Source organism: Desulfosarcina cetonica JCM 12296 (genome assembly GCF_001311845.1).
GTDB lineage: Bacteria > Desulfobacterota > Desulfobacteria > Desulfobacterales > Desulfosarcinaceae > Desulfosarcina > Desulfosarcina cetonica.
The window spans coordinates 1-10,713 of record NZ_BBCC01000206.1; the positions used below are offsets into that span (position 1 = coordinate 1).

Genomic DNA, 10,713 nt, shown 5'->3' on the forward strand with positions numbered 1-10,713 from the left:
CGCCCGCCCTGGCACTGCGCCGCCGGTAGGCCTCGGCCGCCGGCAGGTAGTAGCTTTCGGTGTACTCCCGGACCGCGCGGTTGCTCGAAAACCGCGCGGTGAGCGTGGCCATGCTTTCGCGGACCTTGTTCAGCCATTGGACCGGAATCCCGTCGCGGGTGCGGCGGTAAAACAGGGGAATGATCTCCTTCTCCAGAAGGGTATACAGGCTATCGGCCTCGAGGGCATCCCAGGCAGGATCCTCGCCGCGCTCCTTGCCATCGCCGAGGGCCCACCCCACCCCGGACGTGTAGGCCTCGGCCCACCATCCGTCAAGTTCCGAAAGGTTGAGGCCGCCGTTGGCCAGCACCTTCATGCCGCTGGTCCCGCAGGCTCCCAGGGACGCAGCGGCGTGTTGATCCAGACATCGACGCCGCCGACCAGTTGTTCGGTCAGCAGCATGTCGTAATCGCTCAGGAAAACCACCCGGCCGGCGACATCCGGGCGGCGGGAGAATTCGATCCATCGCCGGATCATCGCCTGGCCCGCCTGATCGGCCGGATGGGCCTTGCCGGCCACGATCAACTGCACGGGTTGACGGAAATTGCCCAGCATGCGCACCATCCGCTCCGGATCCTGAAGCAGGAGCGTCGGCCGCTTGTAGGTCGCGAAGCGCCGGGCAAAGCCCAAGGTCAGCGCCTCGGCGTTCAGGACCTGTCTGGCCTGGGCCATCTCTTCGGCCCCCGCGCCCCACATGGCGGATTGGCGCACATAGCGTTTGCGGGTGCGGGCCACCAAGGCGCGTCGGGCGGCCTGGCGCATCGACCATAGCTCTTCATCAGGCACCTGCCGGAGGGCAGCCTCCAATTTCTCGGTTTCCCCCTGCCAGCGCTGGCAGCCCCCATATTTCGTCCACACGGTCTCGGATGCCGTCGAGCCCCAGGTGTCGACATGGATGCCATTGGTCACATGACCAATGGGAACCTCGCGGTGAGGCCACCGGGGGAACAGGGACGCGAAGAGGCTCCGGCTGACCGCTCCGTGCAGTCGGCTGACACCGTTGACGGCCCCGCTGCCGCGCACCGCCAGATAGGCCATGCTGAAAGGCTCGTTGGCATTCGTCGGATCCCGCCGGCCCAAGGCCATCAGGTCCTTAAAACCGATGCCGAGCTCATCCCGGGTGTAAACGTCGAAATAACGCTGCACCAGATTCGGTGCAAAGGCATCGAAACCCGCGGCGACCGGCGTATGCGTGGTAAAAAGGTTGCCCGCCCGCGTGACCGCCAAGCAACGTCGAAACTGCAGCCCGCACTTTGCATGAATGCCGCGGCCCGTTCCAGGATCACGAAGGCGGCATGGCCTTCGTTCAGGTGGCACACCTCGGGATTCAAACCCAGGCGGCGCAGCAGCCGCCAGCCGCCGATGCCCAGGATGAATTCCTGGGCGATGCGGGTCTCCGGTCCGCCGCCGTACAATTGGCCGGTAATACCGCTCTCCAATGGCGGGTTGGCCGGATCGTTGCTGTCGAGCAGATAGAGCTGCAGGCGCCCCACCTGTGCCTTCCAGGCCCGCACCCAGATCGGATAATGCGGGAAGGGCACCTGGAAACGCACCCATTGCCCCTTCTCATCCCGTACCGGCGTGATGGGCAGCTGCCCCGGATCGTTGATGGGATACAGCGCCTCCTGGGACCCGTCGGCGGCAATCATCTGCCGAAAGTAGCCCTGCTGGTACAACAGCCCCACGCCGGTAACGGGCACACCCAGATCGCTGGCGGCCTTGAGCTGGTCCCCGGCGACATTTCCCAGGCCGCCCGAATAGATCGGCAGGGCTTCACCGAGCATGAATTCCAGGCTGAAATAGGCGACGGACGTCAAGGCGGCACCGGCGTGTTTGCGCTGGAACCACAACGCTGCCTCGCGCTCTTCACGCAGCTCATGGGTAAGATGGTGCACCCGTTCGCGGAATCCGGGGTCGTCCATGACCCGCTGGACTTTCTCGGGCGCGATGGACAGCAGAATCAGCTTGGGATTCCGTGTCAGGTCCCACATTTCCGGATCTATGGCCCGCCAGATGTCGTCGGCGCTGTGGTCCCAGGACCAGCGCAGGTCATGGGCGATCTCCATCAATGCGTCGGACGTATCGATGGCTTGCGGTGGATCCGCAGTGACCGGCCCGGACGGTGCCGGTTGCTTTTTTAGGGTCATGTTTCCTCCGAGACGCGAAAACGTTCTACCGGGTCCTGGCGGTAAAAGAGCGCCAGCTGTTCGTAAAGCGCCGGATGGTGCTTTTTCAATTGCTGTGGTTTTTCGAAAAAGCCTCGGTGATCACCGCGAAAAACTCAGCTGGGTGGGTCGCCCCGTACGCATCCAGGTCCGTCTGATGATGCAGCACGATGGCATCAATGAGATGCTGATATTCGGCGCCCATAACCCTGGCCCAGGTGATGTACATCGACCGGCGCGGCAGACGCGGCGTGCCTTCGTTCGCCCCGGACTCGCTGTCCAACTGGTGGGCAAACTCATGAAAGACCACGTTGTGGCCGTCGTCGGGGTCGTGGGCGCTACGGCGGATATCGTCCCAGGATAGAACCACCGGACCCCGATACCAGGATTCTCCCAGGCGTCCCTGGACACCTTCCGCCACCACGCCGCCCGGCAGCCGACGGGTGGTTTTTGAGAAGTAGGAATGAGGATAGACCAGGATCGACTGCAGCATGGGATAGTAATCCGTTTCGCGGTGCAGCAGCAGAATACATGCCTGGGCGGCAACGGTGACCCGCACCGCGTCGTCAATTTCCTGTCCGCCGCAGCCTTCAAACCGTTTCTCAGCGAGAAAAACCTGGATGTGACCCCGCAATTCGGCTTGATCCGCCGGTGAGAGACGGTGGTAATAGGCGACGTTCCGTTCCAGGATCGCCAGCCAGGTTGGGGGAAACGGCTGGGATCGAATGCGCCGGCGCTTTTTTTGTTTCAGGCCAAACATAACGACGTCCTCATACCTGCGTCAACCACTTCCCTTGAAAGTGGGCTTTTCGATCCCTAAAAACGCGGCAATCAAGGCATTCACCCGTCGGGCGTGGGTCACCGGGGTAAAGTGCCCCCCCGGCACGATGGCCAAGGTTCCATGACCCAGCGCTTCGGCCATCTGGCGCGCATGGGCGAGGGAGACCACATCCTTTTCTCCCACAATCACCAGCGTGGGGGCGCCCATTTTCGCCAAATCGGCAAGTTGCAGATTGGGTCGCATCCGCCACATCCGTTTGATCCGGGCTTCCAACGCCCTGAGCCGATCACCGGCGCCGTCCACCAGCGGCGTAGCCAATAGGTCAGCCCCCGACTCGCTTCGAAGGTGTCCCGATGGGCTTCGGGTGTCAAACCGGCCGGGTTGAAATTAGCGCTGATGACCACCATCCGCCGTACGCGTCGGGGCCAACCCAAAGCCAGCAGCAAGGCCGTGTTGCCGCCGTCACTCCAGCCCACGACATCCGTCTGCGCGATGCCCAGCCGATCCAGGATCGCAACCGCATCGGCGGCCAGCCGACGATAGCTCAAGCCCCCCTCCCCCAGCCGGACAGGCCATGGCCACGGGTGTCGGGCACGACCACCCGGCGCCCCGACACCACCAGCCAGGGAAGCTGTGCAAACCAGCTGAGCCGGTTGCTCAATCCGCCGTGGAGCAGCAATACCGAGGGTCCGCGCCCATAGCTGACAAAATGGATATCGGCGTCCCCGGCCCGGACATAGTCCTTTTCGATGACGGCGCCGGTAGTCACGCGCCAGATCAGGTAGTGAAAAAAAGAGGAACAAATGGGCCAAAACCAGAAAGCCCCCAAAATCAGCCCGCCCAATAAAATGGCGAGAATCCGGGAAAGATATTTTCCGACTTTCGTTTTCATGATGATGGGGAGTTGCGGTGGCGTCGCAAATATCTCACCAGCACAATCACCGTCAGCAGCGTCGCGAGAATCACGTAAGGCTCGGTGGAATGAAAAAAGGCATATACGACCTTGACATCCTTTTCGAGAAAATAGAGCCCCCCGCCCCACAGGCCAGTCCAGGCCAAGGCCCCCAGGACGTTGAACACCGTGAACTTGAAAAACGGCATGTGCAAGGTACCGGCGACGATTCCGTTCAGCTGACGCAATCCATCGAAAAAACGGCCGACAAACACCACCCAGCCACCATAACGGTCGAACTGTTTTTCGATTTTATCAAGGCGCACCGCGCTGACCCTTGCCTTGAACAAAAGCCGACGGCCGCCCCAGCGACCGATCGCATATCCGCCGGTATTACCGAGAACGCAGGCCACAAAGGACAGGCTCAAAACCGCGGCCAGGGACATCTTCCCACGAGCCGCCAGAAAGGATGCCGCCATCAACAGCGTCTGCCCGGGGGCCGGTATCCCGGCGCCTTCGATCAGGATGGTGACGAAAACCGCCAAATACCCGTAAGCGTCCAAAAGGGGTTGCGCCAGAACGAGGTAATGTTGCAAGGTACTGGCCGCATCGGCGCCCAGATGCGCGAAGAAGGCTTTTACCAAGCTGAGGTAAGGTTGAAAAATGTGCATCTGTTTTCCCTCGGGCGGCAGTGGTTTGCCGTTCATGCTGCGCTGAAAGCAGCCCTGGGTGCGGGTAACCAGAGCGGTGACATATTTGTTTCGATCGCGATACTTGGGTTTCCGTTCGGCGTGTTGACCGTCCTATTTCCATTTCCGTTTGATCGGTGTTCCCGGTAGCCCCGCAACGGTATCCTTGTTCATTTTCAAGTGCACGACACCATCGTCTATCCGTTTGATTTGCGAAACCGGAATGGTCACGTCCTTGGGTCCCCAAAGGTGGCCTTCACGCAGGACGATATGTGAAATCTGGTCGTTCAGGGGATTGATCAGGAATTCATCCACCTTGCCGATCTTGCCGTCGCTGGCGACCACGCGCGAACCGCGGCGGATCAGACTTCACCGGATGGAACATGCGCCGCGTCGGCCAATTCCTGCGGATTGCCGTGGATCCCGTAGGGCCATAGCAGGACAGACTCGCTGTAAGGGGTGATGGCCTCCAAATCAACCGGGTCGAGGTAGTCGCTCGGTATGAAAGCATCCATACCGGCAAGCTCGCTTGCACTGCAGCGCAATCGGGTGGATGTCGCGGTGGACGACTGGACGGTGTCCAGCGGCACCAGGTGCTGCGCATGGGGAAAGGCTTTTTCGGCAACCACCAGATGGGTCACCTGATCATTGACCGGATTGATCACCAGATATTTCGAACGGCCACAAACTTCTGTGCCGCAGATCACGTCTACGCCGACGGGAATTTCCATGGCGGGTCCTCCCTGGTTCTATTGTTCTTTGTTCTATTGTTCTATCGTGTTCAAGATTTGGCAGGATCGATGGCCATCATGACGCTCAGGGCGGCGATACCGATAAACGAGAAGACAAACAAACGCCGGGCCCATCGGCGGTCATCGCCGGTCTTGAATCCCGACCAGGCCATGACCAGCCAGAACACGCCCAGCAGCATGGCCACCCAAAGGTAAGCGTGGCCGGTGTAACCGCCGACGGTAAGCATGGCCGAGGCCGCCACAAAAGCCGGCACGTAGATGGCGATATGCCGCTTGGCCGCCGGGATGCCCAAACGCACCGGCACGACCGGTATTTGTGCGGCGGCATAGTCGTCCAGGCGAAAAATGGCAAAAGCGTAGCAATGGGGCATCTGCCATAGGCTGAAGATCAAGAGCAGCAACCCTGCGCCCGGATCGAATCGGCCGGTCGCGGCACAGTAGCCCGCCAGGGGCGGTGCCGACCCGGCAAGGCTGCCGATCCATGTGGCGTAAATGGAGCGCCGCTTCAGGTAAAGGCTGTACACGCCCACATAGATCACCCATCCGGCAAGCACCAGAACCACACACAGCCGGTTCGTTACCGCCCCGAGTAGCGCGATTCCGGCGGCGCCCAGCAGCAAGGCATAAAGGATGGCGTTTTGCGGCGACATCTTTCGCCGGGCGAGGACGCGGCCGCAGGTGCGGGGCATCTTGCGATCGATTGTTCTGTCGATGCAGTTGTTCAGCACGCAACCGGCAGCGACGACAAGGCAGATGCCGGTCAGTGTGGCGAGCATCAGTACGACATCGATACGCCCCCGCGCACCCAGGCAAAAGCCGCCCGCGGCGGAAACCAGGTTTCCCGCAACGATTCCCGGTTTGATAACGCGCCAGTAGTTTCTCAGCGTTTCGGGCATGATCACATCATCATGCGGGTGTTCAGGGTAACCATGACCCAAAGCGTGCCGCCGACAAAAATGGTCATGATCAGCAAGGTGAACAGCAGGGCCAGGACATTCCAGCGCTCCTCCGACGAGCCGTCCAGATGCAGGAAGTAGTGCAGGTGGACCAGCATCTGCACGACGCCCGCGCCGCAAATTCCCAAAATGGCGATGCCCCGGGATAGGGTGCCGTTCATGGCCAGGGCAAAGGCGATTGCCGTCAGTACGATGGAAAGGAGGAATCCGGTGCCGTAACTTTTTAAACTGCCCCTGCTTGCACCGGTGGTGTGGTCGATCCGTGCCGGCTTCATCTACAGGACCCCCATCAGGTAAACCCAGGAGAAAACCCCGATCCAGACGATATCCAAAAAGTGCCAGAACATGCTGAGGCGCGCCAGTCGCGATCGAACCGGAGTCGTCAGGCCTTTGGTGAGAACCTGGCCGATCATGACCGCCATCCAGATCAGCCCGGCGGTTACATGGGCGCCGTGGGTTCCCACCAGGGTGAAGAAGGCCGAGAGAAATCCGCTGCGCGCCGGCCCGTTACCCGCCGCGATCATCCCATGAAACTCATTGACCTCCATGCAAACGAATCCCAGGCCAAACAGGAAGGTGATGCCCAGCCATAGCAGGAGCACCGCCTTGCAATCGTCTTGCATGGCCAGCATGGCCATGCCGTAGGTTGCACTGCTGAATAACAGGAGCAGGGTTTCGCCAAACAGATAGGGCAAATCGAACAGATCTTTCCCCGTGGGGCCGCCGGCGGTGTTCTGACCAAGAACCGCAAAGGTCGCGAAGAGCGTCGAGAAGAGAATCAGATCGCTCATGAGGTAGATCCAGAAACCGAAGGTCTGGATCTCCACGGCATGATGGTGTTCCGGGACGCCGGCCGGAACGGCCTGGCAGGACCATGCGTGAACGGTCATGGTGAGGGTCTCCGGTTTTGTGGGTTAAGGCGTCGTTCCGCCGGCCGGTAGTGGCTGGAGCACCGGTCTCGCCCGCCGATAGCGCACGGCTTCCATATGTTTCACCTCGCTCGCGGGAATGACGGTTTCAGCCTCGTCGTCGACCGAGCGGATGATGACGCACAGCAGGATGCCCAGGCCACTGGCAATGGCCAGCCACCAGATATACCAGACCATGGCGAATCCGAACAGAAAGGCCAGCACGCCGATGAAAAAGCCATGGGGGTTGTTTTTCGGCATCAGAATGTCTTCAAAGTGATCCGGCGGCCTGTTGGCCCGGCCGTTTTGCTTCATGTCCGTCAAGGCATCGATGTCCGCCACCTTCGGAATCACGGCAAAATTGTAGACCGCGGGAGGCGAGGCGGTGGCCCATTCCAGGGTGCGGCCGTTCCAGGGGTCGCCGGTCAGGTCCCGGTTGGCGTGCCGGTCGCGGATGCTCACCCCCAATTGGATGCCCTGCATGACGATGCCCACCAGGATCAGGGCGGTACCGCCCGCGGCAATGATCAGATAGGGTTGCCAGGCCGGGTTCCAATAGTGTTCCATGCGCCGCGGCATGCCCATGAACCCCAAAATGTAAAGGGGGGCGAAGGCCAGGTAAAAACCGATGATCCAGCACCAGAAGGCGCGCTTGCCCCATTTCTCGTCCAGGCAAAATCCGACGGCCTTGGGAAACCAGTAGGCGTAGCCGCAAAATAGCCGAACACGGCACCCGGAATCAGCATGTTGTGGAAATGGGCAATGAGAAACAGGCTGTTGTGGACCACGTAGTCGGCCGGTGGCACCGCCATCAGCACGCCGGTCATGCCGCCGATGACAAAGGTCGTGAGAAACCCCAGGGTCCAGTACATGGGGGTGGTGAAGCGGATGCGGCCCTTATACATGGTGAAGAGCCAGTCGAAGACCTTCACCCCGGTGGGAATGGCGATCATCATGGTCGTGATGCCGAAGAAGGTATTGACCCCGGGCGAGTTGCCCATGGTGAAGAAATGATGCAACCAGACGGTAAAGGAAAGAATCATGATCCCCGCCGTCGCATAGACCAGGGAACGATAACCGAAGAGCCGCTTGCTCGAAAAGGTGGCCACCACCTCCGAAAAGATGCCGAAGGCAGGCAGGATCACGATGTAGACCTCGGGGTGGCCCCAGATCCAGAAGAGGTTGTTCCACATCATCATGTTGCCCCCCAGGCCATTGGTAAAAAAATGCATCCCCAGGTAACGATCCAGCGTCAGCAGGAGCATGGCGACAGTCAAGGGGGGAAAGGCCAGGATCATGAGCACATTGGTGGTCAGGGCGGTCCAGACGAACAGCGGCATGCGCATCAGCGTCATTCCCGGTGCACGCAATTTCAGGATGATGACAAGAAAATTGATGCCGGTCAGGTGGAACCGATGCCGGCGACCTGGAAGGCCCAGGTCCAGTAATCCACCCCGGTACCCGGACTGTACTGGGTTTCGAAAAGCGGGGCGATGCCGGTCCAACCGGTGGTTGAAAATTCGCCCACACCCAGGGAAACCATGACCAGCAGCGCTCCGGCCACGCTGAGCCAGAGACTGATGGCGTTCATGAAGGGAAAGGCCACATCGCGGGCACCAATCTGCTGCGGCACGATGATGTTCATCAATCCGGTAAAAAAGGCATGGCCATGAAAACGATCATGATCGTACCGTGGGCACCGAAGATCTGGTCAAAATGGTGGGGCGGCAGGTAGCCCTGGGACGCACCAAGGGCCAGGGCCTGCTGGGAACGCATCAGGATGGCATCGGAAAAGCCCCTGAGGAGCATGATCATCGCCAGGATGACATACATGATCCCGATTTTCTTGTGGTCGAGACTGGTCAGCCACTCGCGCCAGAGATACGGCCATTTCCGGTAGTAGGTAATCAAGCCAGAATCGCCAGGGCCAACAGCAGGGCGCCACCGACCGCACCCATGATAATCGGTTGGTCAAAGGGGATTGCCGCAAGGGTCAACTTTCCGAACATCTCAGCCTTCCTTCGGAGCATCGAGGGACCGGTGAGCGGCGCCGCCGGTCTTGCGCATCGGGGCGGGAGGGGTACCCATGGCGCCTTGCCGGCCCGGGTCGGCCTGCTGTCCCATCCATCCCATGTATTGGCTCATAATCCGTTTGAACAGACCCGGCTCGACCGAGGAGAAAAATGCGATCGGGCTGCCGGTCGTGGGTTTCCTGAGTTGTCCGAAGCGGTGCGCATCCAGAATGTCGGGCGACTGCCGGACCTTCTCCACCCAGGCATGGAATTCCTCGGCCGTGGTGGCGATGGCCTTGAAATGCATGTCCGCGTAGCCGCGGCCGCTGAACTCCTGATTATGCCCGGCATACACTCCGGTTTCGTCGGCCATGAGATTCAGGCGGGTCTGCATGCCCGCCATGGCGTACATCTGGCTGCCCAGTTGGGGAATGAAAAAGGAGGTCATCACCGAGTCCGAGGTAAGCTTGAAACGCAGTGGCACGTTGGCCGGAAAAACGAGCTGGTTGACGACGGCGATATCCGCTTCGGGATAGATGAACAGCCACTTCCAGTCCAGGGACACCACTTCAATGGTGAGTGGTTCACGTTCCGCGGCGATCGGTTTGTAGGGGTCCAGGCGAAAGGTGCTGGTCCAGGTGAAATAAGCGAGGACGATGACGATGGCGATGGGAATCAGCCAGATGAGCGCTTCGATCTTGGCGGAATAGGCCCATTCCGGGGCGTAGGTGGCCTGGGTGTTGGAGGCGCGGTACTTCCGGGAAAACCAAAACGCCATGACGAAAACGGGAACAACCACGATCAGCATGAGCAGGATGGTCGTCATGATGAGAAGGCGCTGGGAATCACCGATGGGCCCTTTCGGATTCAGCAGCACCAGCTGATCGCAGCCGGAAAGCATCATCGCGAACCCAAGCAGCCCCACTAGGTTTTGTATCCACCTGCCTATTTTTATCATCGCTTTAAATAACCGTTAGGAAAAACGCGGGAACGAGTCAATCGTACGCCAAGCGAACCGGACCGTCAACCGGTAGCCCTTGATGAGCGCGTAAAAAGTCGCCTTTTGATCGCCATCCGTCTTGTATCGCGCCGTCTTGTATCGCATATAGCTCCGCTTGGTGAATGCCATGGCATCATCTACGTAAATTCCGAGTGAAAAATTACTCAATAGCAACGGATATGCCAGGCGTTGAAACGGCCTGAAACATTGGCAACACAGCCCGGAACAAGTTATGACGTATTGGGAATACAAGGATTTCAGTCTTATCTGGGAATCGACGTGTTCCATATGATGAGATGAGATTCAGCAGTAAACGGGGATTTCGGGGTGTGGCATCATGGGACAGTGTGGCATATTGCCCTATCCCATGAAGGGTGCTAATAACTTCTTCGGCGAAAAGATTTCTTCTTGCTTCGCTTCCCACCGGGGTCCGCCGGCCTGACCTTAATATTGCTGCCGTCCATGCGGCTCCCATTCAGGGCCTTGATGGCTTTGTCCGCTTCGGAATTGCTTGGCATC

10 protein-coding genes and 4 pseudogenes are annotated in these 10,713 nt (G+C 59.7%); all 14 read right to left on the reverse strand.

Features of this window, described 5'->3' with window-relative positions:
- A pseudogene (locus JCM12296_RS42690) lies at positions 1-280 on the reverse strand (DUF3417 domain-containing protein); the annotation flags it as partial.
- 71 nt (positions 281-351) lie between these two features.
- Positions 352-2,186 (reverse strand): annotated as a pseudogene (gene glgP, locus JCM12296_RS50960) (alpha-glucan family phosphorylase).
- A pseudogene (locus tag JCM12296_RS28730) lies at positions 2,183-2,964 on the reverse strand (M90 family metallopeptidase). The pseudogenes glgP and JCM12296_RS28730 overlap by 4 nt, the downstream one beginning before the upstream one ends.
- A 21-nt stretch (positions 2,965-2,985) precedes the next feature.
- Positions 2,986-3,192 (reverse strand): alpha/beta fold hydrolase, encoded by a 207-nt coding sequence (locus JCM12296_RS28735; RefSeq protein ID WP_054700233.1) that lies wholly within the window; start codon positions 3,190-3,192, stop codon positions 2,986-2,988.
- Entirely contained in the window at positions 3,171-3,533 is a 363-nt protein-coding gene (locus tag JCM12296_RS40410) for an alpha/beta fold hydrolase (protein WP_054700235.1), read from the reverse strand. Before JCM12296_RS40410 ends, JCM12296_RS28735 begins: the two co-directional genes overlap by 22 nt.
- Positions 3,530-3,877 (reverse strand): alpha/beta fold hydrolase, encoded by a 348-nt coding sequence (locus tag JCM12296_RS40415; RefSeq protein WP_054700236.1) that lies wholly within the window; start codon positions 3,875-3,877, stop codon positions 3,530-3,532. The genes JCM12296_RS40410 and JCM12296_RS40415 overlap by 4 nt, the downstream gene beginning before the upstream one ends.
- Positions 3,874-4,548 carry a DedA family protein gene (locus JCM12296_RS28750; RefSeq protein WP_172684155.1) on the reverse strand — a complete coding sequence of 225 codons (675 nt, stop codon included), beginning with the start codon at positions 4,546-4,548 and terminating at the stop codon, positions 3,874-3,876. The genes JCM12296_RS40415 and JCM12296_RS28750 overlap by 4 nt, the downstream gene beginning before the upstream one ends.
- A gap of 132 nt (positions 4,549-4,680) precedes the next feature.
- The gene (locus JCM12296_RS28755; protein ID WP_083456612.1) at positions 4,681-4,932 is read right to left on the reverse strand and encodes a PRC-barrel domain-containing protein; all 252 of its coding nucleotides are present in this window, start codon (positions 4,930-4,932) and stop codon (positions 4,681-4,683) included.
- Entirely contained in the window at positions 4,929-5,297 is a 369-nt protein-coding gene (locus JCM12296_RS28760; RefSeq protein ID WP_054700242.1) for a hypothetical protein, read from the reverse strand. Before JCM12296_RS28760 ends, JCM12296_RS28755 begins: the two co-directional genes overlap by 4 nt.
- Before the next feature lie 50 nt (positions 5,298-5,347).
- Entirely contained in the window at positions 5,348-6,214 is an 867-nt protein-coding gene (cyoE, locus tag JCM12296_RS28765; RefSeq protein WP_054700243.1) for a heme o synthase, read from the reverse strand.
- Positions 6,215-6,216: 2 nt separating this feature from the next.
- Positions 6,217-6,549 (reverse strand): cytochrome o ubiquinol oxidase subunit IV, encoded by a 333-nt coding sequence (gene cyoD / locus JCM12296_RS28770; RefSeq protein WP_054700245.1) that lies wholly within the window; start codon positions 6,547-6,549, stop codon positions 6,217-6,219.
- Entirely contained in the window at positions 6,550-7,164 is a 615-nt protein-coding gene (gene cyoC / locus JCM12296_RS28775) for a cytochrome o ubiquinol oxidase subunit III (protein WP_054700247.1), read from the reverse strand. It abuts the gene before it with no gap.
- Positions 7,165-7,188: 24 nt separating this feature from the next.
- Positions 7,189-9,015 (reverse strand): annotated as a pseudogene (locus tag JCM12296_RS50965) (cbb3-type cytochrome c oxidase subunit I).
- A 177-nt stretch (positions 9,016-9,192) separates the two neighbouring features.
- Positions 9,193-10,119 (reverse strand): ubiquinol oxidase subunit II, encoded by a 927-nt coding sequence (gene cyoA, locus JCM12296_RS28785; protein WP_213184226.1) that lies wholly within the window; start codon positions 10,117-10,119, stop codon positions 9,193-9,195.
- Between the last annotated feature and the right edge of the window lie 594 nt (positions 10,120-10,713).

Bases quoted from the DNA above. Each gene is read 5' to 3' on its own strand.
- JCM12296_RS28750 (WP_172684155.1), bottom strand. From the start codon at position 4,548: ATGCACATTTTTCAACCTTACCTCAGCTTGGTAAAAGCCTTCTTCGCG.
- JCM12296_RS28760 (WP_054700242.1), bottom strand. From the start codon at position 5,297: ATGGAAATTCCCGTCGGCGTAGACGTGATCTGCGGCACAGAAGTTTGT.
- cyoC (WP_054700247.1), bottom strand. From the start codon at position 7,164: ATGACCGTTCACGCATGGTCCTGCCAGGCCGTTCCGGCCGGCGTCCCG.
- JCM12296_RS40415 (WP_054700236.1), bottom strand. From the start codon at position 3,877: ATGAAAACGAAAGTCGGAAAATATCTTTCCCGGATTCTCGCCATTTTA.
- JCM12296_RS28735 (WP_054700233.1), bottom strand. From the start codon at position 3,192: ATGGGCGCCCCCACGCTGGTGATTGTGGGAGAAAAGGATGTGGTCTCC.
- cyoE (WP_054700243.1), bottom strand. From the start codon at position 6,214: ATGCCCGAAACGCTGAGAAACTACTGGCGCGTTATCAAACCGGGAATC.
- cyoD (WP_054700245.1), bottom strand. From the start codon at position 6,549: ATGAAGCCGGCACGGATCGACCACACCACCGGTGCAAGCAGGGGCAGT.